At 34.3% G+C, this 26,298-nt stretch carries 22 protein-coding genes; 16 read left to right on the top strand and 6 right to left on the bottom strand.

The window, feature by feature from the left end; all coding sequences use genetic code 11:
- Position 1: 1 nt before the first annotated feature.
- The 5 genes from FOD82_RS07600 (at position 2) to FOD82_RS07580 (ending at position 6,045) form a co-directional block, all read left to right on the top strand.
- The gene (locus tag FOD82_RS07600; RefSeq protein ID WP_144355831.1) at positions 2 to 1,996 is read left to right on the top strand and encodes a fructose-specific PTS transporter subunit EIIC; all 1,995 of its coding nucleotides are present in this window, start codon (positions 2 to 4) and stop codon (positions 1,994 to 1,996) included.
- 326 nt (positions 1,997 to 2,322) lie between these two features.
- Positions 2,323 to 3,204, top strand: a complete 882-nt coding sequence (locus FOD82_RS07595) for a zinc ABC transporter substrate-binding protein (RefSeq protein WP_144355830.1) — start codon at positions 2,323 to 2,325, stop codon at positions 3,202 to 3,204.
- Positions 3,205 to 3,263: 59 nt separating this feature from the next.
- On the top strand, positions 3,264 to 3,884 hold the full coding sequence (locus FOD82_RS07590; protein WP_144356035.1) for an ATP-binding cassette domain-containing protein: 621 nt from the start codon (positions 3,264 to 3,266) through the stop codon (positions 3,882 to 3,884).
- The gene (locus FOD82_RS07585; RefSeq protein ID WP_144355829.1) at positions 3,884 to 4,681 is read left to right on the top strand and encodes a metal ABC transporter permease; all 798 of its coding nucleotides are present in this window, start codon (positions 3,884 to 3,886) and stop codon (positions 4,679 to 4,681) included. Before FOD82_RS07590 ends, FOD82_RS07585 begins: the two co-directional genes overlap by 1 nt.
- A 131-nt stretch (positions 4,682 to 4,812) precedes the next feature.
- Entirely contained in the window at positions 4,813 to 6,045 is a 1,233-nt protein-coding gene (locus tag FOD82_RS07580; protein WP_144355828.1) for a lactate oxidase, read from the top strand.
- A gap of 160 nt (positions 6,046 to 6,205) precedes the next feature.
- Here the strand turns inward: FOD82_RS07580 and FOD82_RS07575 are convergent, their stop codons facing one another.
- Complete coding sequence (locus tag FOD82_RS07575) at positions 6,206 to 6,592, bottom strand: hypothetical protein (RefSeq protein ID WP_144355827.1); 387 nt, start codon at positions 6,590 to 6,592, stop codon at positions 6,206 to 6,208.
- A 100-nt stretch (positions 6,593 to 6,692) separates the two neighbouring features.
- Positions 6,693 to 8,492, bottom strand: coding sequence for an oligoendopeptidase F (pepF, locus tag FOD82_RS07570; protein ID WP_144355826.1), 1,800 nt, complete (start codon positions 8,490 to 8,492; stop codon positions 6,693 to 6,695).
- 165 nt (positions 8,493 to 8,657) lie between these two features.
- On the opposite strand from pepF, the gene FOD82_RS07565 reads away from it, so the two are divergent.
- From FOD82_RS07565 to cydC, 5 genes are all read left to right on the top strand, one after another.
- Complete coding sequence (locus FOD82_RS07565; RefSeq protein ID WP_144355825.1) at positions 8,658 to 9,914, top strand: LCP family protein; 1,257 nt, start codon at positions 8,658 to 8,660, stop codon at positions 9,912 to 9,914.
- 255 nt (positions 9,915 to 10,169) lie between these two features.
- The gene (locus FOD82_RS07560) at positions 10,170 to 11,600 is read left to right on the top strand and encodes a cytochrome ubiquinol oxidase subunit I (RefSeq protein WP_144355824.1); all 1,431 of its coding nucleotides are present in this window, start codon (positions 10,170 to 10,172) and stop codon (positions 11,598 to 11,600) included.
- The gene (gene cydB / locus FOD82_RS07555; protein ID WP_144355823.1) at positions 11,601 to 12,620 is read left to right on the top strand and encodes a cytochrome d ubiquinol oxidase subunit II; all 1,020 of its coding nucleotides are present in this window, start codon (positions 11,601 to 11,603) and stop codon (positions 12,618 to 12,620) included.
- Positions 12,617 to 14,335: a thiol reductant ABC exporter subunit CydD gene (cydD, locus tag FOD82_RS07550; protein ID WP_144355822.1), complete on the top strand. Its 1,719-nt coding sequence runs from the start codon at positions 12,617 to 12,619 to the stop codon at positions 14,333 to 14,335. Before cydB ends, cydD begins: the two co-directional genes overlap by 4 nt.
- Complete coding sequence (gene cydC, locus FOD82_RS07545) at positions 14,325 to 16,073, top strand: thiol reductant ABC exporter subunit CydC (RefSeq protein ID WP_144355821.1); 1,749 nt, start codon at positions 14,325 to 14,327, stop codon at positions 16,071 to 16,073. Before cydD ends, cydC begins: the two co-directional genes overlap by 11 nt.
- A 2-nt stretch (positions 16,074 to 16,075) precedes the next feature.
- Here cydC and FOD82_RS07540 read toward each other — a convergent pair whose 3' ends face one another.
- Complete coding sequence (locus tag FOD82_RS07540) at positions 16,076 to 17,053, bottom strand: polyprenyl synthetase family protein (protein ID WP_144355820.1); 978 nt, start codon at positions 17,051 to 17,053, stop codon at positions 16,076 to 16,078.
- A 71-nt stretch (positions 17,054 to 17,124) separates the two neighbouring features.
- Between FOD82_RS07540 and FOD82_RS07535 the strand changes: the two genes are divergently transcribed.
- From FOD82_RS07535 to FOD82_RS07510, 6 genes are all read left to right on the top strand, one after another.
- The gene (locus FOD82_RS07535) at positions 17,125 to 18,033 is read left to right on the top strand and encodes a prenyltransferase (RefSeq protein ID WP_144355819.1); all 909 of its coding nucleotides are present in this window, start codon (positions 17,125 to 17,127) and stop codon (positions 18,031 to 18,033) included.
- Between the two features lie 13 nt (positions 18,034 to 18,046).
- Complete coding sequence (locus FOD82_RS07530) at positions 18,047 to 19,267, top strand: NAD(P)/FAD-dependent oxidoreductase (RefSeq protein ID WP_144355818.1); 1,221 nt, start codon at positions 18,047 to 18,049, stop codon at positions 19,265 to 19,267.
- Positions 19,268 to 19,395: 128 nt separating this feature from the next.
- A complete protein-coding gene (locus tag FOD82_RS07525) occupies positions 19,396 to 19,767 on the top strand; it encodes a hypothetical protein (protein ID WP_144356034.1) in 372 nt (123 codons plus the stop codon).
- A gap of 11 nt (positions 19,768 to 19,778) precedes the next feature.
- The gene (locus FOD82_RS07520; RefSeq protein ID WP_144355817.1) at positions 19,779 to 21,320 is read left to right on the top strand and encodes an ABC-F family ATP-binding cassette domain-containing protein; all 1,542 of its coding nucleotides are present in this window, start codon (positions 19,779 to 19,781) and stop codon (positions 21,318 to 21,320) included.
- A gap of 11 nt (positions 21,321 to 21,331) precedes the next feature.
- Positions 21,332 to 22,105 (top strand): threonine/serine exporter family protein, encoded by a 774-nt coding sequence (locus FOD82_RS07515; RefSeq protein ID WP_144355816.1) that lies wholly within the window; start codon positions 21,332 to 21,334, stop codon positions 22,103 to 22,105.
- 3 nt (positions 22,106 to 22,108) lie between these two features.
- Entirely contained in the window at positions 22,109 to 22,579 is a 471-nt protein-coding gene (locus FOD82_RS07510) for a threonine/serine exporter family protein (protein WP_144355815.1), read from the top strand.
- Between the two features lie 273 nt (positions 22,580 to 22,852).
- On the opposite strand, the gene FOD82_RS07505 is transcribed toward FOD82_RS07510, so the two are convergent.
- From FOD82_RS07505 to FOD82_RS07495, 3 genes are all read right to left on the bottom strand, one after another.
- Complete coding sequence (locus tag FOD82_RS07505; protein WP_144355814.1) at positions 22,853 to 24,877, bottom strand: KUP/HAK/KT family potassium transporter; 2,025 nt, start codon at positions 24,875 to 24,877, stop codon at positions 22,853 to 22,855.
- A gap of 174 nt (positions 24,878 to 25,051) precedes the next feature.
- Complete coding sequence (locus FOD82_RS07500) at positions 25,052 to 25,480, bottom strand: hypothetical protein (RefSeq protein ID WP_144355813.1); 429 nt, start codon at positions 25,478 to 25,480, stop codon at positions 25,052 to 25,054.
- 212 nt (positions 25,481 to 25,692) lie between these two features.
- Complete coding sequence (locus FOD82_RS07495) at positions 25,693 to 26,175, bottom strand: hypothetical protein (protein ID WP_144355812.1); 483 nt, start codon at positions 26,173 to 26,175, stop codon at positions 25,693 to 25,695.
- Positions 26,176 to 26,298 lie beyond the last annotated feature (123 nt).

Here is a 26,298-nt window from a genome sequence, read left to right as displayed (position 1 = left end):
AATGAGAATCAAGGACATACTAAGCACCGATTCCATGATTATGGACCTCAAGGCTACTAATAAAGAGGATGCCATTAAAGAAATGGCTGACCTTGAAGTTGCAACCGATATTGTTAATAACGAAGAAGAATTTATCAAGTCTATTTGGGCTCGTGAAAATGAATCAACTACTGGTATCGGTGGCGGAATCGCTATGCCTCATGCGCGTAATAAATACATCAATAAAGCGCGTGTATTATTTGCAAAAAGTAAAGAAGGAATTGATTATGACTCCTTAGATGGTCAACCAGTTCACTTATTCTTTATGATTACTGCTCCAGATGGTGCTGACAATACTCACTTACAAGCTTTAGCTAAGCTTTCAGGATTGTTAGTTCACCCAGAACTTGTTGAAGCACTAAAGAAAGCTCAAACTCCAGAAGAAGTTATTAAACTTTTTGAAGATGCTGAAGCTAAGAAAGATGCCGAAGATAAAGCAGCGGCTGAAAAGAAAAAAGCTGAAGAAGCTAAAAAGGCTGCTAACCCTTCAAAAGAAGATGAAAAGCCTTTAATTGTTGGGGTTACTGCATGTATCAACGGTATTGCCCACACTTATATGGCTCAAGAAGCTTTAATTAAAGCTGGTGAAAAGCGCGGAATTGAGGTTCGTATTGAAACTAATGGTTCTGAAGGTGTTAAAGATAAATTAACTCCAGAAGAAATCAAACGTGCTAAAGGTGTTATTATTGCTTCTGATAAAAAGGTCGATATGCCACGTTTTGATGGTAAAGAATTAACTAACCATCCAGTTGTTGACGGAATCAACAAACCAGATGAATTAATTGACATTATCATGAATGATAAAGCCCCAATTTATCATTCAGAAGGTGGTTCAAATTCAGACTCCTCAACTACTTCTGAAGCTAAGCCTGGTGTATGGGCAAGCATCTACAAGAACTTAATGAGCGGTATTAGCCACATGCTTCCATTCGTTATTGGTGGTGGTATCTTGATGGCTATCTCCTTCATCGTAGAAAACTACGCTGGGGGTGCCAAATCTCCTGCCTTTATCTTCTTGAACAATGCCGGTAATATGGCGTTTGCCTTCATGGTACCTGTTCTTTCAGCATATATTGCTGAGTCAATTGGTGATTTGCCAGCATTGATGCCAGGTTTTGTTGGTGGATTTATGGCAACTGTTTATACTGGTGCATATGGTGGAGCATATACTGCTAATGTAATGGCAAATGCCAAATCACCAGCAGGATTTTTAGGTGGTCTTGCTTCTGGTTTTATTGCTGGTTACTTAATGGTAGGTCTTAAGAAGCTCTTTAGTAAGCTTCCAAAGAACTTAGAAGGTATGAAGCCAATGCTTCTTTACCCAATTCTTGGATTGCTTATCATTGCAGCAATTATGTACTACATCATTAACCCAATTTTCAGTGGTATTAACTTGGCTATTACCAACTTCTTGAACCACATGGGTACAGGTAACCTGGTAATTTTGACTATGATTTTAGCTGGAATGATGGCTATTGATATGGGTGGTCCTTTCAACAAGGCAGCTTACGTCTTTGCTTCAGGTGCTTTTGCTAACGATCCTCATTCCGCAACTGCTGCTGTTATGATGGCTGCCGTTATGGTTGGTGGTATGGTTCCTCCATTTGCTACTGCTATTGGTACTACATTCTTTAAGAATCGTTACACTAAAGAAGAACGTCGTGCTGGTGTATCAAACTGGATTTTAGGATTCTCATTCATTACTGAAGGTGCAATTCCATTTGCTGCTGCAGACCCTGGTCGTGTTATTCCATCATGTGTTATCGGTTCAGCTGTTGGTGGACTTTTAGTAGGTCTTTGGCACATTCAAGTTCCAGCTCCTCACGGAGGTCTCTGGGTATCACCGCTTGCTAACCACATTTTACTTTACTTTGTAGCTACTATTGTTGGCTCAATTGTGGCAGGTCTTATTATGAGTTTCTGGAAGAAACCAGTCAGCGAAGATCCAGATGAATAGAATTTAAAAAACGCTAAAGAATAATAAAATAATGCAAGTTATGTTTTAAATGACTATAATTTTAAGAAAAAACGTATTATAATATAGATATCTTGATGATCTCTACTTAAATCAAGATACTCTGTTATGTTTTGCGTCACCTTAGGGTGACGTTTTTTTGTACTCATTTTTGAATGAATCTAAATTAAAAATACAATTAAAACTAATTTAGAAAAAATGTTGACAATTCTAAATTAGAACGCTATTCTAAATGTAATTTAGAAAAACAATCAAATTTTCTAAATTAAAACGATTCTAAATTGGAAAAGAAATATGGAGAATTAAAAATGAAATTTAAAAAATTATTATCTGTTGCAGTACTTGTTGGTTTTGCCACTGTAGCACTTTCTGCTTGTGGTCAAAATCAAAAAGCAAGTAATGGCAAAATTAATATCGTAACCACTACTAATGTTTATTCTGATATTGCAAAAAATGTTGTAGGAAAATACGGTACTGCAGAAGCTATCATTACTAAGTCAAGTATGGATCCACATGACTTTGAACCAACTACAGCTGATGCAAAAAAAGTCGCAAATGCCAATATTATTGTAGAAAATGGCTTAGGTTATGACGATTGGATGAACAAACTTGCAAGTTCCGTATCTAAGAAGCCTGTTTCTGTTGGTGAAGATTTGATGAATTTAAAAAAGGGCGATAATCCTCATATTTGGTATAATTTATCTATGCCAACAAAGTATGTAGATTATTTGGTAAAACGTTTATCTAAAATTGATAAAAAACATGCCGCCTACTTTAAAGAAAATGGTGATAAATATTTAGCGAAAATTGCTCAAATTAAGAAAACAGCCAAATCAATTGATGGCAGAAATAGTAAGCCTGTCTTTGTAAGTGAGCCAGTTTTTGATTATGCACTTCAAGAAGCTGGTTATAAAATAGGCGATAAGTCATTTGAAGAAGCTGTTGAAAATGGCACTGATCCAAGTCCAAAGACTATTAATCAAATGACAAATGATATCAACAATAAGAAGATTGCTTTCTTTGTGAACAATACTCAAGCAAGCAGCTCAACAGTTAATACTTTTGTAAAATTGGCAAAGAAGAAGAATATTCCAGTATTGAACGTTCGTGAAACTATTCCAGATAATACAACTTACCTTAATTGGATGAGAGAAAACTATAATAATTTGGCAAAAATTTCTAAAGAATAAGATGTAAAGAAAAAAGGTGATTTAATGTGAAAGATGTCTTAGAAGTAAAAGACTTTACAATGAGATTTGATGCTAAGACAGTTTTTAAGGATTTGAATTTCAAATTAAAAAAGGGATCAATGACAGCTCTTCTTGGACCAAATGGTACAGGTAAAACTACATTAATCAATATTTTAATGAAATTATTAATTCCTACTAGTGGTAGTTTTAAATTTGAAAATGGAATTAGACTTGGTTATGTACCACAATTTAGGAATATTGATGCAGAATACCCATTATCAATTAAGGCATTTGTAGGTTTAAATGCGCCTCTTTTCAAAACAAGAAAAATTAGAGCTAGAATTAATCAGCAGCTGGAAGAAACTAATTTATTGAGCATTCAAAACACTCGTATGGGTGAGGCTTCTGGTGGTCAAAAGCAGCGTGCATATCTAGCTCAGGCTCTTCTTGATAATCCTAATATGATAATTTTAGATGAGGCAACTGCAAGTTTGGATCCTTCTGCTAAAGAGGAATTGATGAATTTGATTCAGCACTTAAATCAAGAACATAATATTACAGTATTATTTGTAACACACGATGTTCCTCTTGCTCGTAAATATATGAAAGACTATCTATATTTGAATCATGGTAGTATTAGACAAGGAAAAATGAGTGAATTTGAGGGGGATTACGAATAATGTTTCAATTTGAATTTATGCGTTATGCCTTCTTAGCAAGTACTTTTATTGCTATTACGTGTGGGGTAGTTGGAGTGTATGTTGTAGCAAGAAACTTCAGTTTTTTAGCTCATACTTTATCTGAAATTGGTTTTGCTGGGGCAGCTTTTGCGGTATTTTTAAATATGGCTCCTTTATGGGGAATGCTCTTTTTTACATTGTTAGGATCAATTGGGGTTGGAGAACTTTCTATGCATAGTGATCAAAAAGAAAGTTCAATAAGTGCAATTTCTGCTCTGTTTATTGGATTAGGGGTCTTATTTTTAGCGATTTCTAATTCTAATAGTCGCTATGCTACAAGCATCTTATTTGGTAGTATTATTGGTGTTGATAAACATGGCGTAATTCAGCTGGTAATTTTGTCTATTATTGTTTTGTTATTAATATTTATTGTTCAAAATCAGCTGAACTTTGATTCTTTTGATCATATTGGAGCTTTAGCTCACGGAATTAAAACTGGTATTATTGGAGTTGTATTTTTAGTAGCTTTGGCAATGTCAGTTTCAATTGGTTCACAAATTGTAGGTTCATTATTGGTATTTATTTTATTAACTTTACCATCATCAACTGCTCGTTATATTGGAAAAACAATCCCAGCAATGATAGCTTGGTCAGTTGGAATTGCTTTATTTGGTGTATGGGTCGGTCTATATTTAGGCTTTGTGACTAATTGGCCGGTAACTTTCTTTATTTCACTAATTGAAGTAGTTATTTATCTAACGGCATATTTTGTACATATAATTAAACACAAACTTTAATTTTTAAGCAGATTGGTTTTCCAATCTGCTTTTTTAACTTTAAAGAGATACTTATTATTAACTTTTGTAAGCGATTACTAGTATAATGAAAATGAAACAGGCATTTTATATAAAAAAGGGAGGAAAATTGTATGACACATTATTATGAAGGTTTTCCACAAAGTGATCGCAATCAATATTTACATATGGTCAACTTGGATCAATTAGAGCAAGATGTTAAAAAAGTTATGCCGGAAGGTGCATATTACTATATTGCTTCAGGTGCAGAAAATGAATGGACTTGGCGCAATAACACAGCTGCTTTTAACCATTATCAAATTGTTCCACGAGCATTAACTGATATGCAAGATCCTGTAACGGATACTGAGTTTATGGGAATGAAATTGAAAACTCCAGTAATGATTTCTCCAATCGCTTGTCATGGAATTGCTCATATGGATGCAGAAGTTGCTACTCAAAAAGGCGCAGCTGCTGCAGGAGCACTTTTTTCATCAAGTACTTATGCCAATAAGAGTGTAGCAGATATTGCAAAAGCGGCTCCAAATGCTCCACGATTTTTCCAATTATATTTAAGTAAAGATTGGAAATTCAATGAAATGGTCTTTGATGAAATTAAAAAAGCTGGTTATAAGGGTATCTTTTTAACGGTTGATGCATTGGTATCAGGATATCGTGAAGCAAATATTAGAACTCATTTTACTTATCCAGTTCCTCTAGCTTTCTTCCAAGAATATATGGGAGCAAAAGGAAAAGGACAAAGTGTGGCTCAAATGTATGCATCTAGTGCTCAAAAGATTGGTCCAGAAGATGTTCGCCGAATTAAGGAAGCAACCGGTCTACCGGTTATTGTAAAAGGTGTTGAATGTGCTGAAGATGCTTTTAAAGCCATTGGTGCAGGTGCAGATGGTATTTATGTAACAAATCATGGTGGTCGTGAAGTTGATGGAGCACCAGCAACTATTGATGTATTACCAAGTATTGCTAAAGCAGTAAATCATCGAGTTCCTATCGTATTTGATGGGGGAGTTCGTCGTGGCTCACATGTTTTTAAAGCTTTGGCACTTGGTGCAGATATCGTCGGGTTTGGTCGACCATATCTTTATGCACTAGCTTTAGGTGGTGCAAAGGGTGTTGAGAGTGCAATTAATCAACTTAACAAAGAACTTAAAATTGATATGCAGTTAACAGGCTGTAAAACAATTGATGATGTCAAGCATGCCAAGATTGATCAATTCCGTTATTCTGCAGATAATCTAGATTCAAATACTTCTTTTGATAGAATGAAACCATATCCAAAAACTAGTGAAAATCAAATCAAAACTGGTTCACAAGCAGATGCAACTAGTGGTGCATCTGAACATTAGATGATTTTTATCAAAAAATAAACCGTTCCTAACGCAGGAACGGTTTTTTGATGTGAGAAATTACTTTCCTTAATATGTTATATCTGTAGTTGGCTAAGTAGTCAAATAAAATCTGCATAAATTCCAAAAAAATTTAAATAATTTTATCTAAACCTATCTATTATGTCTGATTTTTTAGTTTTCTTAGTAAATCATTGGTTTTATTAACTTGATGAATTAAAGCAATAAAATTTTGGGGATGGTGAACATCATCTAAAAACTTATCATAATTGAGGATTTCTTCGTTAAAGTTATCCATTACTTCTAATGCTTCTGGGCTGGAGTCTTTGAGATAATTAGGAAATCCGTATTGCTTAGTGTCAGTAGTTATTTCAAAAGCGACCTTATGATAATTTTTAATCAAATATTGGCATTTATCAAAATGCTTTTCAATGATTTCAGCCCACTGTTTTTGGTTTTTCTCAATTTCAGCAATCATCTTCTCAAATTCAACGTGAACATTATATCCAGTCCTTAATAATGCTTTGTCAGTTGTTTCAGCCATCATAAAAACTCCTTCCTTTTTAAGACTTTATCACCTTAACTGTAACCCGATTTAGTTAATAAGGTACAAAAAAGCCTCGAGAATTATTTCCCGGGGCATAAAATTAGATTTTCTCAATTAAGTTTTCAAATTCATCAAGGCGCTTTTCAAAAGTATTGAAAGCATCTTCTAAATAATCAGGCTTAGTCATATCAACGCCAGCTTTTTTCATAATTTCTACTGGATAATCACTTGAACCAGATTTTAAGAAACTAATATAAGCATCGAGGTCTTTTTGACTGCCATTTACAATTTTATTGCTAAGAGCGGTTGCTGCCGCAAACCCAGTGGCATATTGATAAACATAAAAGTTGTAATAAAAATGAGGAATTCGGGACCATTCTTTAGCGATATCGCCACCAGGTGTTACACTGTCGCCATAATAACGTTGATTTAATTTTCCATAAAAGTCATCTAGCACATCAGCAGTCAAAGGCTCTCCTTTGGCATCTGCTTCATGGATAAATTGTTCAAACTCCGCAAATTGTGCTTGTCTGAAAAGAGTTCCCTTAAAGGAATCAAGATAATGATTTAAAATAAAGGCTCTTGCTTGAGGTTCTTGAATATTATTTAAGAAATACTCAGTAAGGATATTTTCGTTAGTTGTTGAAGCAATTTCTGCTACAAAAATTGGATAATCTCCGTAAACATACGGCTGAGTGTTACGAGTGTACCATGAATGAACTGAGTGACCTGTTTCATGTACTAAAGTATAAAGTGAATCTAGGGTGTTTTCCCAGTTTAAAAGTTCATAAGGGTCTGTATCATAAGAGCCGCCAGAATATGCTCCAGTAACTTTATTTTGGCTTTCTACACTGTCTATTATTCGATTGTTGAAAATATAATCTACATGGCTTAAATAATCTTCTCCAAGAGGAGCTAACGCTTCTTTGGCCATCTTTTTTGCATCATCAAACTTAACTTCAAGTAGTGGCTGTCCTGTTAAAGGCACATACATATCCCACATTTGCAAATCTTTAAGTCCAAGTATTTTTTTGCGTAATGAAACATAACGATGAAGAAGATTTAAATGCTTATTTACTTCTTTTAATAAGGTATCGTAAACAACAGTAGGCACACCATTTGAATTTAATGAAGCATCTCGAGCGCTATTATAATGATGAACTGAGGAGTAGTAGTTATGTTTTTTTACAACGCCAGAAAGAGTAGATGCTAGTGAATTTTCAAATTGACCGTAGCTAGCATACAAAACATCAAAAGCATTTTTTCTTATTTTTCTGTCTTGGGATTGGATAAGTAAGGAGTAAAGACCGTCGGATAACTGTACCATTTCACCGTCTTCATCCTGGACATAACCGTATTCCATATCAGAATTTGTAAGAACGTTAAAGGTGTTTTCGGAAATACTTAGAGCATCCATGGCATTTGCGACAAGTTTTTCTTGGTCAGCTGGTAAAGTATAGGGACGTTTTTTTAATATTTGGTCAATAAAATGATCAAATTCATGTAATCGGGGTTCAGATTCAAAATAAGAAGCAAGTTTTTGTTGAGAAATTGCTAAAATTGCTGGATTGAGAAAAGAAGTAGTAGCTTCAAAACTATTGGCTAAACTTTGTGCTTGGCTAACGTAGGCTAAGTAGTGCGAATTTGAAGTATCTACATCACTAGACATGGTTGCGTAAACAAATATTTTTTCAACGACTTGTTTAACTGCAAGTACTTCTTTAATTCCGTTATAGAGATTTTGAGCAGAATTAGTAAAATCATTCTTTAAATTAGATAACTTTTGAATATCAGACTTAGCAGATTTATAAGCTTTTTCCCAATCTGCATCAGTTTTGAAAATACGGCTTAAATCCCATTTGAGTTCTTCTGGAACTTCGTTTCTAGTTGGTAATGCCATTTTATTATGGTTCCTTTCTTTTTTGAATATCTATTATCTTAAATCTGTATAAGTCAAATAGCAAAAAATAAGTTATTATTAAAATATTGACAATGAGGTTTTTTTGTCAATTGAAAAGTGATACAAATGAACTTAAACAACTTTTGAAGGGAAAAGATGTAAAGTATGGATCCTAATTCGAGTCAAAGAGAAAATTATCGCAAAAATCATTCATCATTAAATCTCCACCGTAATCGAGCTTTTGCAGCTAAAGAAAATACATACAAAAAAGGAAATACATTTGCTCGCTTAATTGGTGTAATTGCTTTATTTATGGCGTCTTGTGGAGTTGCATGGGGAGCTCATATGTATTTTACAGTGCATAATGCAATTGATAGTGCTAGCGGAAGTAAGACTGCAACCAGTGGAAAAATTGCTGCTAAACAGCCAATTTCAGTTTTAGTACTTGGAGTTGACCAAGGAATTGAAGGACGTCATGAACAAGGTAATTCCGATACCATGATTTTAGCAACTGCCAATCCTGCTAAAAATAAAGCGACAATGACTTCTATTCCGCGAGATACTTTAGTTGATGTATTGGGAGAACCTGGAAATAAATATTTTATGTTCCGTGTTAATTCCGCATATGAAGTAGGTGGCAGTAAGGCTGCTATGAAGACTGTTTCAACTATGCTGAATGTTCCAATTAATTACTACTTAGAAGTTAATATGAAGGCTTTAAAGAGTTTAGTAAATGCTGTAGGTGGCGTGGACGTTCAAGTACCATTTTCATTTAGTTATGATTGGTGTGATTTCCACAAAGGTAAGCAACATTTAAATGGTCGGCATGCAGTAGCTTATGTCAGAATGAGAAAAGAAGATCCGCGTGGTGATTATGGTAGACAATTACGTCAGCGTCAAGTGATTGAAGCTGTAGCCCAAAAGGCGATGAGCGTTAATACTATTTCAAATTATCGCGAACTTGTGACAATCTTTAATAAATATGTCAAAACTAATCTTACATTTAATGATATGTTTGCCTTAGCAATGAATTATCGTGGTTGTATGAAAAATTTAGATAGTGGTTATATTCAAGGCCACGATGCATGGATTAATGGAGCTTCTATTCAAGTAGCTTCAACTAAAGAGCTTCAAAAGACATCTGATAAAATTAGGAGCAATTTAAACTTAGAAAAAGAAACTTTAAACAACGAAGAAACGCGTCAAAATGAGCTGAATGAGCAACGAAACAAGATTGACTGGACTAATCCTAATGCCTTTACTAATTATCAAATTTTCAATGAAGATTCTGATACTCCTGAAACTGGTAAATCTGGAGATTCATCTTCCTCTTTCACAGGGGAAAGACAGTCCTCCTCAACTTCTTCGGCGTCAAGCAGTAAAAATAATTCTAATTGGGATATATTTAAAAACTTAAAATAAAGCATTCTAGCAGGAATGCTTTTTTTAGTTTTTAATAAAATTACATATGGAATAAATTACTAAAAAAATATTTTCTTTTAATAAGAATGGTACAATAAAAGATGTAAGTGTTCACAAAATTTAAAAAATAACAGCTGTGTAAGCGCATTACTGAGCGCTTGAAAGTTTTATTATATAGATATACACTTAAGATAAAGAATAAATGCTATCTATGAAAGGAGTAATATCCTGTTAGTTTAGATGGAGGCGTAAACAATGAATATTGTTAGTTTAGCGCGATTCCAATTTGCTATGACAACTGTATTCCACTTCTTTTTTGTACCGTTTTCTATAGGTACAGTTTTTGTGGTTGCCATCATGGAGTCGATGTATGTAAATACAGGCAATAGCCTGTACAAAAAAATGGCAAAATTTTGGGGAAATATTTTTCTTTTAAGTTTTGCTGTGGGAGTTGTTACTGGTCTTATTCAGGAATTTCAATTTGGGATGAACTGGTCAGACTATTCAAGGTTTATGGGAGATATTTTTGGAGCTCCGCTTGCTTTTGAAGCATTATTATCATTCTTTATTGAATCTACTTTTATTGGGTTATGGGTCTTTACTTGGAATAAAGTTGGTAAAGGTCTACACCTCTTCTTTATTTGGATGGTAGTATTTGGGACAATGACATCAGCTCTTTGGATTTTAACTGCGAACTCATTTATGCAGCACCCAGTAGGTTTTACTATTAAAAATGGTCGTGCTGTAATGGTTAACTTTGGAGCACTTCTTACAAATAAACAATTGATGTTTGAATATGGACACGTAATTATGGGGGCTCTTTTAACAGGAGCAACTATCTTTTGTGGACTTGCAGCATTTCAATTACTTAAAAAACGCAAATTGTCAGAAATCAATAAAACAATTTATAAAAAGACAATGCGTCTAGGTTTAATATTGATGCTTATCTTTTCTCTTGGAGCCATTACAATGGGTGATCTTCAGATGAGATACTTAGTTCATGAACAACCAATGAAATTTGCAGCTACTGAAGCTGTAATGAAAACTACCGGTAAGCGTGCACCATGGAGTGTGATTGCGTTTGTTGATCCTAAAACTCATGAAGTAAAGGGAAATATTGATATTCCTGATATGTTAAGTATCCTTTCTTACCATAAGACAACTGGGTCAGTTAAAGGTATGGAAGAAATTAATAAAGAGATGAAGAAGCAATATGGTACTAAGATTGCTGGTCAAAAAATGGACTATTATGTTCCAGTGAATACACTATTTTGGTCATTTAGATTTATGGCCGGCTTTGGTACATTGCTTGCTTTAGTTTCAATTGTCGGACTTATTATGACTAGAAAAGGTCATGAAAGTTTATACAAGCATCGTTGGTGTTTATGGGTTATTGCAATTTTGACTTTTGCACCATTTATTATGAATACATGTGGTTGGCTTATTACAGAACTTGGTCGTCAGCCTTGGACTGTTTATGGGATTTTTACAACAGCACAAAGTGTATCACCAAATGTTTCTGTAGCATCCCTGCTCACCTCGAACATTGTATATTTCTGCTTGTTCTTGAGTTTAGCAATTATTTTAATCGCTTTAATCGTTCGCTACTTGCATAATGATCCAGAAGAGTTGTGGATGGCAGAAGATAGTAAAAATACTGATCCATTTGCAAAGGGGGCCTTTTAAATGTCGTTTCTTCAAATTTTATGGTTCATATTAATCGGCGTTTTATTCTCTGGCTTCTTCTTCCTGGATGGCTTTGATTATGGAGTAGGAATGGCAGTTGTAACGCTTGCTCATAATGAAAGAGAACGTTCTCAAATTATTGAGACAATTGGTCCTGTTTGGGATGGAAATGAAGTTTGGTTAATTACTGCTGGGGGTGCAATGTTTGCATCTTTCCCATATTGGTATGCAACCTTATTTTCAGGATATTATTTAATTTTACTATTGATTTTGGTAGGACTTATTATTCGCGGAGTTTCATTTGAATTTCGTAAACAAAGTCCAAACTATAGAAAACCTTTCTGGGATAAAATGCTTGCACTTGGTAGCTTTATGGCACCGTTTTTCCTTGGGATAATGTTTATTTCAATGATTAAAGGAATGCCGATTGATGCTGCAGGAAATATGTCAGCACAATTCTTTGATTACTTTAATTGGTTTTCAATTGTAGGTGGAATTGCATTAACGCTATTAACATATCTTCACGGACTTAATTACATTACTTTAAAAACTAAAGGTGTGATGAGTGCACGTGCGCAAAATTATGCTCAAGCTTTATATTGGGTACTTTATGTTGGTGAAGTTATCTTTGCTCTACTTTTGATTTTCCAAACTGACTTTTTAAGAGTTCATCCAATTCTTACTTGGATTTGCTTAGCATTAATAGTTGGTTTTTCAGTGGCTGCTCATGTTTCAACTTTCAGAAATGCTCAAGGTGCAGCCTTTACCTTTAGCGGTTTAACTTTGGTATCATTAGTAGCACTTATCTTTTGTGGATTATTCCCAAGAGTAATGATTTCATCAATTAGTAGTAAATTTAACTTAATGATTCAAAGTGCATCATCATCTAATTACACTTTAGTTGTGATGACGATTGCAACAGTAATATTAGTACCATGTATTTTGGCATATACTATTTGGGCTTATTGGATTTTCCGTAAGCGAATTGAAATGCCAAGAATTGGCGAGGTTAGTAAATGATAGATCGACAGCTTTTTAAGCTTGCTGGTGCTAGCTCGATTGTAAAAAAACTTGCAGTGCTTGAAGTTCTGCAAGCTTTTTTCATAATAGGACAGGCATATGCGCTTAGTGCAGTATTGACGATACTTTGGGCTGGAAAAAATTTAGATATAACATTGTTAATCGCTTTTGCAGGGTGTTTTATTATGAGGCAGTTAATTAATTGGCTTCGTGATAAGATCCTAGATCATTATTCTAGTTCCGTGGTAGAGAATTTAAGAGAAGAACTCCTAAATAAAATTTTTCAAGAAGGACGTTTGCTTGTGCAAAAACAAGGTACAGGTAGCCTTATCACGATGACGCTAGATGGAATTGATGAAGTTAGACAATATATCAAGCTTACCTTTAGCAAAGTCTTAACAATGATGATTGTGCCAGTCTTTGTATTTATTGCTATGCTGTTTTTGAATTGGCAATCTGCTTTGATTTTATTGGTCATGTATCCTTTGATTGTTTTATTTATGATTATTTTAGGATATGCGGCACAAGAAAAAGCAATTAAACAGTTTGGTAATTTTCAAGTTTTATCAAATAATTTTATTGATTCATTGCGTGGAATAGATACTTTGAAATATCTTGGATTAAGCAAACGTTATTCTAAGAGTATCTTTAGTTTAAGTGAGAACTTTCGTAAAAAAACGATGGCTGTTTTACGTGTGGCAATGCTTTCAACGTTTGCACTTGATTTTTTTACAACTCTTTCAATTGCGGTAGTAGCAGTGTATTTAGGGTTTGGACTTTTGAACGGAAAAGTAAGCTTGTTTCCAGCTTTAGGGATTTTGATTTTAGCTCCAGAATATTTCTTGCCAATTAGAAATTTTGCTGGAGATTTTCACGCTACTTTAAATGGGAAGAATGCTTATCATAAAATTTGTGAATTACTTGATGAAAAACCTGAACTTGAAACTCAAGCTCAGCTTCATGAGTGGCAAGATGATGATGATTTAGAAGTAGAAAATTTGCTTTTTAATTATCCAAAAGGTGCAGAAATTGGACCGGTTTCTTTAAAAATACATGGTTATGAAAAAATTGGAATTATTGGAATGAGTGGTTCAGGTAAAAGTACCTTGATAAATTTATTGAGTGGTTTTTTGACACCGACTAGTGGAAAAATCAATATTCAAAATCAAACTTCTGTAACTCTAAATATTCCAGATTGGCATAAGCAATTAATTTATATTCCGCAAAATCCTTATGTTTTTACTCAAACCTTGCGTCAAAACATTGCTTTTTATGCGCCAACGGCAACTGATAATGAAATTAAGCAGGCTATTCATGCAGTAGGACTTGATGATTTACTCAGAGATTTACCTGAAGGGTTAGATACGGTAATCGGCCAGGGTAAAAGAGTCTTGTCTGGTGGACAAGCGCAAAGAATCGCACTCGCACGTGCATTTTTAGATCAAAAACGAAAAGTCCTAATTTTTGATGAGCCAACAGCTCACTTAGATATTGAAACTGAAGTTGATTTGAAAAAGCAGATGTTGCCATTAATGGAAAATCGGTTAGTTTTGTTTGCTACACACCGCTTGCACTGGCTTAAGCAAATGGATTATATTCTTGTAATGAATCATGGCGAGTTAGTAGAACAGGGCAAGTTTGATGATTTAGTTAAAGAGAAAGGTTATTTTGCACAATTAACAAAAGAAATGAGAGGCGGCGAAGATGTTGAATAAACTTCCAATTTTTAGAGCTTTAAAACAAGATCGCTGGATCAAACCATTTCTTAAACGTTATCGAGTAACACTATTTTGGGCTATCTTATTAGGAATTTTAACCTATGTTTGTGGTGCTGGATTGATGTTTTGTGCTGGCTTTTTAATAAGTAAAAGTGCTACGATGCCAGAAAATATTTTATTGATATATGTCCCTATTGTTTTAACTAGAGCTTTTGGAATTGCTAGACCAACTGTAAGATATTTTGAACGTTTAGTTAGTCATAATTGGGTTTTTAAAATGACTTCCAAATTACGTCAAAAACTTTATGATTCACTCGAACAAGATGCAGTTATTTTTAATAGTAAATATCAACTTGGTGATATTTTAGGATTATTATCAGATGACATTAGTCATATCCAAAATCTTTATTTACGATCAATTTTTCCAATGATGGTTGCTTGGGGACTCTATGCAATTATAGTAATTGCTTTAGGAATCTTGTCTCCTTTGATGGGAATTTGGATGCTGATAGTATTTGGATTAATGATTTTTGCAATTCCTATTTGGACAATTATAGTAAATGGTGCACGACAAGCTTATGAAAAAAATCTACAAGATAAACTTTATACTGATTTAACTGATGATGTTATGGGAGTTACTGATTGGGTACTTTCAGGACGTGGGCAAGAATATTTAAGCTTACATAAAACTAATGCCCAAAAATTGCGTGAAGTTCGTCAAAAAATGAATAAATTTGGTCGGATACGCGATTTTCTATTTCAGATGCTATTTTTGTTAATTATTTTAAGTTTGATTATTTGGGGATGGCAAAAATTCGGTGGAGCAAAAACGCCGGCTACTAATTGGATTGCAGCATTTGTTTTAGCAGTTTTTCCAATGGTTGACGCGTTTGCTCAACTTCCTGTGGCTGCTCAAGAAACAGATATATATAAAGATTCATTAGACCGTTTAAATGATTTACCAATTCCTAAAAAAGAAAAAACGCATGAAATAAATATTTCTGCGCCATATGAAATTGATTTAAAAAATGTTCATTATACTTATCCTAAGACTCAACAAGCGGTTTTAAATGGAATTAGTCTAAACATTAAGCCAAAAGAAAAAATTGCTATTTTAGGTAAAAGTGGTGCGGGAAAATCTACTTTAGCTTCACTTTTGAGAGGAGATTTTATTCCGCAAGTAGGTTCAATTACCTTAAATGGAATTGAAGTGAGTGAGTTTGGCGATAGTATTTCTGATTATTTTAGTGTTATTAACCAAACTCCTTACCTCTTTAATACTACAATTGCCAACAATTTACGTTTAGGAAATGAAGAAGCTACAGATACTGAACTTTGGCAAGTATTGCGCCGGGTTGGTTTAGATAAAATGGTAGATAATTTACCAGACGGTCTTGATACAGAAGTAGATGAGGCGGGATTGCGTTTTTCAGGTGGAGAACGGCACAGATTAGCGTTAGCGAGGATTTTACTTAAAGATACACCAATTGTCTTATTAGATGAACCAACAGTTGGCTTAGATCCAATTACTGAGCAAGCGGTTATTGATACTTTTATGAAAGAACTCAAAGGAAAAACTTTAATTTGGATAACGCATCATCTACAAGGAATTGATAAGATGGATCAGGTAATTTTTATAGAAAATGGAAAAATTGAAATGCAAGGTAGTCCGCAAGAACTATGGCAGATAAGTAGTCGCTATCGTCAATTAAAAAAGGCCGATCAGGGAATTTGAGACTACATTTTACGACTAAGCATTTCTTTAGTCATTTTGGTTAATAGTTTGGTAGCTGAATTTTGAGGGAGTTGGGTCAAGTTATCTATAGCTGCTAGAGAGTAGCTTTGTGCTAAACTACGACTTTGATTAATGGCGTTTGAATTTAAAATTATTCTTTGAATATGTTCGATATCGATTTTAGTCATTTGATATTTTTTATTCAAAATTGATGTAAGTTCTTGATGAAGATCCTCATCTTGAAGAGCAAACAATAATGGTAATGAGTATACCCCAGTAGTTAAATCTTCCAACACAGGCTTATTCATCTTTTGACTGCCGGTGTAATCTAAAATATCATCTATGATTTGAAAAGCAACACCTAAGTTTTCTCCAAAATTTGCCATTATTTGAGCAAATTGATTTTGACCACCAAAATATGCTCCTTCTTTAGTAGCTAATTTAAAAAGAGCAGCCGTTTTACCTTTAACATTATTGATATAATCATCTATCTTTTGTTTATTGTTAAAACGTTCATTCATTTGACCGAGTTCGCCATTTAAAATAGCACGCATAGTTGTGGCATTTTCTACTAAATATTCATGCTCATTGGTAGTTTGAAGCATAAGGTCAAAAAAGTTGGTAAAAAGTAAATCTCCAGCATAAACTGCAGTATCTTTGCCAAACTGAGCTTGAATACTGATAGCGCCTCTACGCTTATTTGAATCATCAATGATATCATCATGAATCAAAGTAGCCATATGTAAAATTTCAATTGCGGAAGCAAGTTTGATAATTTTGTCAGTGATTTTTCCTTCGGTGGCTTTAGTAGATAAAATTAAAAGGCTTGGTCGAAGATATTTACCTCCATTATTAGCCATTGTAAGCAGAGCCTCTTGAAGAGAGCGATGTTTAGTCTGGATTGTTTGATTAATACAGTCGTTAACTAAGTCGAGTTCTTTAGCAATTAATGGATATTTACGATATTCTTTATTATTCATTTGAAAAGTTTCCCTTATGATACATAATTAAATTGAAGATAATTAATTTACTTTGGAAGGATGTGACGTGAGTGTCACTAAGTGTATTTTTAGAACTAGTTGAAATTAAAGCTAAAACTGCAAGTGTTGCGCCCTTTTTATTAGGGATGTGTTTTAGCGTCTATTATTTTAAGCATTTAAATTGGAGTGTTTCTCTGGTATTTTTTGTTGCCATGTTTTTGTTCAATATGGTTGTTGATATGTTAGACAACTATAATGATTACTATCATGCTGATAGCAAAGATTATCAACAAAATACTAATATTATTGGTCGGGAAAACATTTCTCCTAATCTTGTTTTAGGACTAATAATTGGTTTTAGCATTTTATCAGCTTTAATGGGGCTCTGGCTCGTTGTAAAGGCAGGATTACCAGTATTATGGATGGGAATTTTTTGTTTTGCGATTGGGTTTTTGTATTCATCTGGTCCCTATCCAATTTCTAATCTGCCATTGGGAGAACTATTTTCCGGATTTACAATGGGTTTTATGATTGTTTTGCTTAGTGTGTATTTAAATACCTATCAAGTATTTATTTGGAATTTTGATACAATTGGCAAAATATTCTTGGTAGCCCTAGCTGATGAATTATGGATTTCTAATTTGATGCTTGCTAATAACTTATGCGATGCTCAAGAAGATGAAGATAATCATCGTAAGACTATCATTCATTTTATTGGCAAAAATGCTGGATTAGTATTTTTCAGCCTTAAAAATGTTTTAGCATTTTTAGTCATTATATTACTGCCATTTCTTGGACTAGCACCAAAGTTTGTGTGGTTAACAATTATTATTGTACCGTTCGTCTGGCGTCAGAACAAGATATTAATTAGTAAACAAGTGAAGACTCAGACCTTTATTGCAGCAGTTAAAACGCTCTTAATTGGTTCGATGACTTATTTGCTGACTTACTTTATTGGTTTATTGATAAATTTAAAATGATAGGAGGATAATCATGAAAAAAATAGTAGTTTTAGGAGCTGGATACGCAGGCTTAAAGACAGTAGTAGCTCTTCAAAAGAAAATAAAAGGTGAAGCTAAAATTGTTTTAGTTAATGATGTACCATATCACTATGAAGCCATGCGACTTTATGAAGTTGCTTCAGGTAATGGTCCATATACAGGGATGTCTTATGAATTAAGTGATGTACTTGATCCAGCTGTTACTGAATTAGTAGTTGATGAAGTGACTAAGATTGACATTAACAATAAAAAAGTAGAATTGAAGAATTCTGCTCCAATTGACTATGATTACTGTGTTGTGGGGTTAGGGTTTACTCAAGATAGTCTTGGAATTGAGGGAGCCAAAGAAAATGGCTTGCCAATGTATAATGTTCCAACTGCCCAAGCAATTGATAAGCATATTGAAATGCAAATGAAGCGTTATAAACAAAAACAAGATCCAAAAGATTTAAACATTATAATTTGTGGAGCAGGATTTCAAGCTGTTGAAGTTTCTGGAGCTATTTCTGAAGCTCGTCCACGCTACGCTAAACTTGCTGGTGTTGATCCAAGTCAAATCAAGATTCAAATGTTTGATGGGTCTCCTCGCTTATTGCCAATGTTTAGTGATAAGTTAGTAAAATATGAACTAAATGTAATGAATAAGAGAAACATCAATGTTTTATATCCTGCTTATATTCAAAAAGTTACTGCGGATAGTGTCTACTATAAAATGGCAGATGATAAAAAAGAAGACGATCCAAAAGAATTTAAAGCAGGTACCATTATTTGGCTGATGGGTTTTGGTGGCAGTCCAGTTATTGAAGCTTCTGGTTTTAAGAATCGTCGAAATCGTGTAATGGTTGGTGAACATTTAACAGCTCCTGAAAGTGATGATATTTATGTATTAGGAGATTCTTCAAGCGTTATGGTTCCTGGTAAAAAGTGGCCATATCCAAACACTGGTCAAATGGCTCTTTCAATGGCTAATTACACCGCTAAAGATATTGCAGCTAGAGTTTTAGGGCATTCTCGTCCAACCGCTTATACTTATAAGTCATTAGGTGAAGTAGCAACTGTAGGTGAGGATCAAGCGGTAGGAAAGGCACTTGGAATGTCTTATAAAGGTTATTTAGCAAGTGTATTGAAGAAAATTATCATTGATAAATCTTTGATGGAGACTGGTGGTTTGAAAGAAACTTTAGCTGTTGGAAGATTTGACTTTTATCGGTAAAATTTAACTTAAAAATATAAAAAATAGACAACAATTTTATTTTTTGATTATTGTTGTCTATTTTTGACTTTTATATTTTATAAATGCAAGTTAAGATGGTAGATAAGTGTTTCAGTTTCAGGAGGAAAATCATGAAAAAAGAAAAGATCTTTCCCATAATTTATGGCATAATTTCTGCAATCATTGCGTATATTGCAGTATTTTTTATTTGTATTCGTAGTTTTAATCTTAACTTGCAAATATCAATTTTGCTAGCGGGAATTTTAGCCTTAATATTCTTTGTTATATCTTGGTTTCGCGGACATGCAAGTATGGAAATTAAGCGAATTGTTTATAAATATAAATTGACTGATCAAGAATTAGCTAAAATTACCGGATTAAGGGCTAGTGATTTTCCAATTTATCATGATAAGTTGCAATTAATTTTGCCAAAACGTTATTGGCCTAGGATTTTAAATGAATTGCAAAACTATGAAAAAAAGCGTGAGGAAGGTAATTAGGAAGTTAAAAAATGAGTTTATTAACTGTAAAAGATTTAAGTCAAAGTTTTATTGATAAGACTTTATATGAAAATGCTAACTTTGTATTAAACAAAGAAGATCATATGGGTGTAACTGGTCAAAATGGAGTAGGTAAATCTACTCTTATTAAGATTTTGACTGGAGAAATTTTACCTGATGAAGGACAAGTAAAGTGGCAAAATAAAGTTAGTGTTGGGTATTTAGACCAATATGCAAAACTTGCCCCAGGTGTAACGATTCGCGGTTTTTTGCGAACTGCTTTTGATAATTTATATAAAAAAGAAAAAGAATTAAATCAGCTTTATGCAGACTATGCTGAGCAAGGGGATGACCAATTATTAGAAAAAGCAGGAAAGGTTCAAACATATCTTGAAGAAAATAACTTCTATGATTTAGATACTGAAATTGAACGTGTTGCTTCTGGTCTAGGACTTGCAGAATTGGGGTTTGATCATGATGTATCTAAACTTTCTGGTGGTCAACGTTCAAAAATAATTTTGGCTAAGCTTTTGTTGCAAAGCCCAGATGTTTTAGTATTGGACGAGCCAACTAACTACCTAGATGTAAGTCATATTGATTGGCTAGTTGAATATTTGAATAATTTTGAAGGGGTCTACATAGTTGTAAGTCATGATTACGATTTCTTAGGTCAGATCACTAATTGTATTATTGATATTGATTTTGGCACTATTACACGCTATACCGGAACTTTAAAGCAAGCTATGCGTCAAAAAGCTGCTAACCGCGAGACTTATCTTAAAGCTTATGCTAACCAGCAGCGCAAAATTGCTAAAACTGAAGCCTATATTCGTAAGAATAAGGCTGGTACTCGTGCCAAAAGTGCAAAATCTCGTCAAAAACAATTAGATAGAATGGATGTTTTGACTCCGCCCAAGAATAATCATCGAGCAAAGTTTGACTTTCCATATGTAGCTACAGCATCTAATTTATTGCTTCAAACCCAAGACCTAGTTATTGGTTATGATAAGGCCTTAGTTAAGACAGCATTTAATTTTTCTGTAGGTGGCAATGAAAAAGTTGCGATAACTGGATTTAATGGAATCGGAAAAACCACCTTGCTTAAAACATTACTTGGAAAATTAAAACCAATTTATGGTAACTATGAATTGTCTGTTACTGCTAAGCTGGCTTATTTTAAGCAAGATCTCGCTTGGCCAAATGGTAATATGACTCCTTTGCAATATTTGCAAGAAGAGTTTGAAAGAAAGAAGCCTAAGGAATTAAGACAAGCTTTAGCTAAGATGGGATTAACAGCCCAACAAGCTATGAGTCCATTAAAAGAATTATCTGGGGGCGAACAAGAAAAAGTTAAACTTGCTAAGATGCAATTTGAACCAGCCAATCTTTTATTCTTGGATGAACCAACTAATCACTTGGATAATGACACAAAAGATGTCTTGAGAAAGGCCATTGTTAATTTTCCAGGAGGAGTGATTATTGTAAGTCACGAGCGTGATTTTTTCCGTGGAGATTGGATTGATAAAACAATCGATTTAGAAAAATTAAATTAGTAGGTAAAATAATGGCTGAAACAAAAAATGCAGAGTTTTATCAAGAAGTGCTTGATATTTGCTTAACAGCAGGTAGATTAATGATTGAAGGCGGCAGTGAAATGTACCGAGTTGAAGATACAATGCTGCGCATCGCTCGAAATGCAGGGATTATGGATCCACGAGTATTTGCGACTCCAACTTGTGTTTTTATGAGTTTGGATGGTGGGAAATTATCTCAAATGAAGCAAATCCGTGACCGTAATATAAATTTGGAGCTTGTAGATAGAGTTAATGCACTCTCTAGAAAATTTGCGGCAAAAAAAATTAGTTTAAAAGATTTAAAGTCAAGAGTCTTAGCCCTTCAAACTGAGTTACCAACTTTTCCGTTATGGCTTCAAGTTATGGGTGCAGCTGCTCTTAGTGCGACTTTGCTGGTTTTATTTATGGATGACTATGATTGGGTTGACTTTCCGGCTGCCGCAATCGTGGGTGCGCTTGGATATTTAGCGTATGTCTTTTTTAAGCGATTTACCAGAGTGCGCTTTTTATCAGAATTGGTTGCTGCAATGGTGATGAGTGTGATTGCAATTGGAATTGCGCATTTTTTTCCCGAGATGGTTGTTGATAATATCTTAATCGGTGCGCTAATGACTCTTGTTCCGGGCTTAGCTTTTACGAATGCTTTAAGAGATTTATTTATGGGTGATTTATTATCTGGAATTGTGCGTCTTTTTGAAGCAACTTTAACTGCGCTAGCTCTTGGAGGCGGAGTGGGTATTGTTATTAAGTTTTTAGGAGTTTAAAGTATGCAGCTTTGGTTAGAAGTAATTATTAACATCGCTTTTTCTTATATTGCTTCTGTTGGATTTGCTTTAACCATTAATGTTCCTCATCGCGCATTAAATTTATCAGGAATTAGTGGCGTGATTGGTTGGATGGTATATTGGGTAGCGGCCCGTGCTGGAATGGGGAGGATGTTATCTAATTTGATGGGAGCTTTTATAATTGGAATTTTAGGACTAATGTTTGCCAGGATAAAAAAATGCCCTGTTACAGTTTTTAATATTCCCGCTTTAGTTCCCTTAGTTCCAGGTGTTCCAGCTTATCAAGCTGTAAGAGCTTTGGTAAATGGACAAACTATGGAAGCAGAAACGGCAATTTTGCGTGTGGGAATCGTAACTTGTGCCATTGCGCTTGGGATACTGCTTTCTACAATGTTTATTGAAATGTTTTATAGAAGCAAAAGATTTTACAGAAAGCGTCATAATAGGCTATAATAACAAGTGACGAGTCGAGAAAACAAACGCGAGATGCGTAAAATTTTTGAGATAGAGGACATCTACCTTAAATGGCAAGCACGGGAAGTGCTGATGTTGGATAAGCCTGATGTGAACAGGAACTGTCCTCACATGTATATGTGCCTTGAGTTAAGAGCGAATCCATTTGGATTCGCTCTTTTTGTTTAAAAATTATTTCCTAGGAAATAAGAGCAAAAAAACACCTCATAAATGGTATCGATTACCGTTATGAGGTGTTTTTATTTTGAATAATTATTTATTTTTCTTCATGTTTGAAAAGTCTTTAGGAGCAACTCGCTTAATGTAAGATGGATTTGGTCGTCCCAAAATAAGTGGTACGCGTTCTACAACTGTATCTGCATACTCTAAGCCAAACCATGAAGCTGGATTAGAAGACAAGTTTTGAAGCCATACACGTGCTTCAACTAACCATTTTTCATAACCTACAAGTTGAGTTTGAGGACTAATTACATCATTAACAATAACAAATGAGAAGTCTCCAACATCTCGTCCAGGTGTAGTTGTATATTCTTGTGGTTGTGGTTCAATTGTACCATCAGCAATTAAGTCATGAACAATTTGACGAATATACACATTCACACTAGTTTGCTTCTTGAATCCTAGATAAAGCTGAATATTAATTACGTTCTTGGTGCCATAAGTGTTAACTGCATATTCGGCAGTAAAAGGTTCATTAGTAACATTAACTGTTACAAACCAATATGCTTTGGCGCGTTTGGGACGTTTATCTAAAATTGAATAAAGAATTTCTCGCTTAATAAACTTATTGTATTTAACTTTTGCCATGTATACCAAGTTAGTAGCATAAGTTGGATAATCTTCATCATGACTTAAATTAGTTAGCATACTTGTATATTCATCAAGACGAACGTAAGCGTTGCGAGATTCACGTTTATCACGAATCTTATTACCATAGAACCAAACATACATAATCATCAAGATAAACCCAGTAATGACTAATGATACATAACCACCATGAGTGAACTTGCTCAAACTTGAAAGCATAAACATGATGTTAAGTGCTCCGAAGAATATTAAGAATAGCAAATCCCAAATCATTGGAATTTTTTCTTTTCTTAACCATTCATAAAGCATAATAGTTGTCATTAACATTGAAATGGTAATTGACAAACCATACGCTGCTTCCATGTGGGCGGACGTTCTAAAGTAAAGAACTAAGGCAATTGTTGCTGCACAAAGCATTTTGTTAACAGAAGGAATATAAATTTGTCCTTTTTCATTTGATGGATAAAGAATATTCATTCTAGGTAAGAACTTAAGTCCACTAGCTTCTGCAACAAGTGTAAATGATCCAGTGATTAAAGCTTGTGAAGCAATAACTGCTGCAATTGTTGCTAATACAATTGCAGCTAATCTAATGTTTGCTGGGATAGTTTCATAAAATGGGTTAAAGTCCCCAGTAGTGTGGTAGCCAGGATTTTGTAAAATCCATACCCCTTGACCAAAGTAATTAAGAGATAAACAAACAAATACGTAAGGCCAAGAACCCACAATATTATTCTTACCAACGTGACCTACGTCAGAATAAAGTGCCTCGGCACCAGTAGTTGCCAAGAAGATAGAACCTAAAATGAAGATTCCTGCTTTATTATATGGACTGAATAAAAGCTTGATTGCGTAATAAGGATTAATGGCTTGGATGATTGACCAGTCGTTGCTCATATTCATCAAACCAATGATACCTAAAAATGTAAACCAGACAAACATAATAGGACCAAAGGCTTTACCAATAATGCTAGTACCCATTCTTTGAATTCCAAATAAGAATAAAAGAATGACCACGGTAATAATGATTACCATTTCCTGTGTGTTGACCGGAATGTTTCCTGAACCAAACTCCATTCCCTTGAGCCCTTCAATAGCAGTTGTAACCGTAACTGCAGGTGTCAAGGTACCATCAGCAAGGATTGCGGCTCCACCAATTAGAGCAGGTAATACGAGCCATTTAGCACGTTTCCTAATTAATGCATACAAAGCAAAGATTCCGCCTTCTCCATGGTTAGTAGCACGAAGAGCGATAATCACAGTTTGCAAAGTGGTGAGTAGAGTAACAGTCCATAAGACAAGTGAAATGGAACCGACAATAAAGTCGCGGTTAACATTGGCGATTCCGCCGTTACCTGCAACAATCGACTTCATAACATATAAAGGACTTGTCCCAATGTCACCGTAGACGATTCCGATGGCGATTAATAATCCTGCCGCCGACATCTTTTTACGTGTATTCTGTGTCATGTTAGTACTTCCTTAACGAAAATAGATATTTAGTAAAAAAAGATGCAAGAAGCATCTCTTTTATAAAACATATCTATTTTCAACTATTTTGGCTTAACTTTCAAGTATGAAATTATATTAATATATACAAAAATACCTTTACCCTAAAAATGAGCAAAGGTATTTAAAAAATAATTATGAAAGTGCGTTTTGGATTTCGCTACGACGCTTTTCGTACCACTTATCCCAATCTTCGTAAGTAACCATTGATTCTGGATCAATATCTTCTGTTTTCTTCATTTGGTCAAGTAAGTTATTGAAGTTGTAATCATGCCATTGAAGAACATGCTTAACCAAAGTCTTGCGTGGGAAGTGAATATTGTTGCGCAAGTAATTGTTAATATCAACAATGTTGTGGTCAGTGTCATATAAGTTCATAATTTCTAAGTCGCGTCCGTCGAAATGAGCAATGTAGAAATTAGCAAAAACCTTCAAATAATCAGGTTGTTCCTTAAACACTTCTGGTTCCATAACAACGCGGTTAGCTTCAGGCATTACGACCTTTAAGTCATCGTTTTCTTCAGTTTCTTCGATATTTTGATTAGTCTTTTTTTCTTCAGTCAACGTAGGTACTCCTTTAAGCAATAGAAAATACTAAAAAGTCAATAGTAATTTTACCGAGTTTTTGCGATAAAAGCAACCATGGCTACTTTTTTAGGTAATTTTCAATATCTTGTTTGGTAATTGAGCTTGGTTTTTTGTGACCATGCTTATAAGCATAACGATATAAATTAATACTATCTTGCGGACTCCAGGAACTAGAGTCATAGCCAGCTTTATTGATCTGCTTGTTTATCACTACTCACAGTATTAGAGTCAACTTCTTTGCCATCAACTGATTGATCTTGCTTTGCACCGGCTCCATCTTTTACTTTACCAGCATTGCCAGTATCTGAATTATTAGTATCTTCCTTATTATCTTCAGCTTGGTCTTCACTAGAAGAACTAGATTCTGCAGAACTAGAAGAGCTGGAAGTTTTAGAAGATTGATCATTAGAATTTACATCACTTGAGGAAGATTGTTGATCAGAATCGTCTGGCTTATCAGTATTATTAGTAGAAGAAGTTGAATTTGAATCTTCAGGTTTAGAAGTTTTGTCTTCTGATTGTTCATCTGAATTAGCAGAAGATTGAGAATTAGATTGTGCTTTCTTATTTGAAGAAGTTGGGATGATGTTTTGAGTAGTAGCAACCATTCCACCGCCTCCAAAGGCAATTGCTACGGCTCCTATAATGACTCCGATAGTAGATCGTTTCATAAAAAATTACTCCTTGAATTATTTTTTCTATATTATAGCAGACAAGTATTTGCGAATTGGTAAAGTTTTTTTCAAAAATAGTTTACATTTATTGAGCTAATTTCGTTAGTAATAGTGTAAGTC

This window comes from Lactobacillus sp. LL6 (genome assembly GCF_007570935.1).
Classification (GTDB): domain Bacteria; phylum Bacillota; class Bacilli; order Lactobacillales; family Lactobacillaceae; genus Lactobacillus.
The sequence above is the reverse complement of the archived record's forward strand: the minus strand, read 5'-3'. Positions and strand labels throughout refer to the sequence as shown.

Bases quoted from the DNA above. Each gene is read 5' to 3' on its own strand.
- FOD82_RS07600 (WP_144355831.1), top strand. From the start codon at position 2: ATGAGAATCAAGGACATACTAAGCACCGATTCCATGATTATGGACCTC.
- FOD82_RS07595 (WP_144355830.1), top strand. From the start codon at position 2,323: ATGAAATTTAAAAAATTATTATCTGTTGCAGTACTTGTTGGTTTTGCC.
- FOD82_RS07590 (WP_144356035.1), top strand. From the start codon at position 3,264: ATGAGATTTGATGCTAAGACAGTTTTTAAGGATTTGAATTTCAAATTA.
- FOD82_RS07585 (WP_144355829.1), top strand. From the start codon at position 3,884: ATGTTTCAATTTGAATTTATGCGTTATGCCTTCTTAGCAAGTACTTTT.
- FOD82_RS07580 (WP_144355828.1), top strand. From the start codon at position 4,813: ATGACACATTATTATGAAGGTTTTCCACAAAGTGATCGCAATCAATAT.
- FOD82_RS07575 (WP_144355827.1), bottom strand. From the start codon at position 6,592: ATGATGGCTGAAACAACTGACAAAGCATTATTAAGGACTGGATATAAT.
- pepF (WP_144355826.1), bottom strand. From the start codon at position 8,492: ATGGCATTACCAACTAGAAACGAAGTTCCAGAAGAACTCAAATGGGAT.
- FOD82_RS07565 (WP_144355825.1), top strand. From the start codon at position 8,658: ATGGATCCTAATTCGAGTCAAAGAGAAAATTATCGCAAAAATCATTCA.
- FOD82_RS07560 (WP_144355824.1), top strand. From the start codon at position 10,170: ATGAATATTGTTAGTTTAGCGCGATTCCAATTTGCTATGACAACTGTA.
- cydB (WP_144355823.1), top strand. From the start codon at position 11,601: ATGTCGTTTCTTCAAATTTTATGGTTCATATTAATCGGCGTTTTATTC.
- cydD (WP_144355822.1), top strand. From the start codon at position 12,617: ATGATAGATCGACAGCTTTTTAAGCTTGCTGGTGCTAGCTCGATTGTA.
- cydC (WP_144355821.1), top strand. From the start codon at position 14,325: ATGTTGAATAAACTTCCAATTTTTAGAGCTTTAAAACAAGATCGCTGG.
- FOD82_RS07540 (WP_144355820.1), bottom strand. From the start codon at position 17,053: ATGAATAATAAAGAATATCGTAAATATCCATTAATTGCTAAAGAACTC.
- FOD82_RS07530 (WP_144355818.1), top strand. From the start codon at position 18,047: ATGAAAAAAATAGTAGTTTTAGGAGCTGGATACGCAGGCTTAAAGACA.
- FOD82_RS07520 (WP_144355817.1), top strand. From the start codon at position 19,779: ATGAGTTTATTAACTGTAAAAGATTTAAGTCAAAGTTTTATTGATAAG.
- FOD82_RS07515 (WP_144355816.1), top strand. From the start codon at position 21,332: ATGGCTGAAACAAAAAATGCAGAGTTTTATCAAGAAGTGCTTGATATT.
- FOD82_RS07510 (WP_144355815.1), top strand. From the start codon at position 22,109: ATGCAGCTTTGGTTAGAAGTAATTATTAACATCGCTTTTTCTTATATT.
- FOD82_RS07505 (WP_144355814.1), bottom strand. From the start codon at position 24,877: ATGACACAGAATACACGTAAAAAGATGTCGGCGGCAGGATTATTAATC.
- FOD82_RS07495 (WP_144355812.1), bottom strand. From the start codon at position 26,175: ATGAAACGATCTACTATCGGAGTCATTATAGGAGCCGTAGCAATTGCC.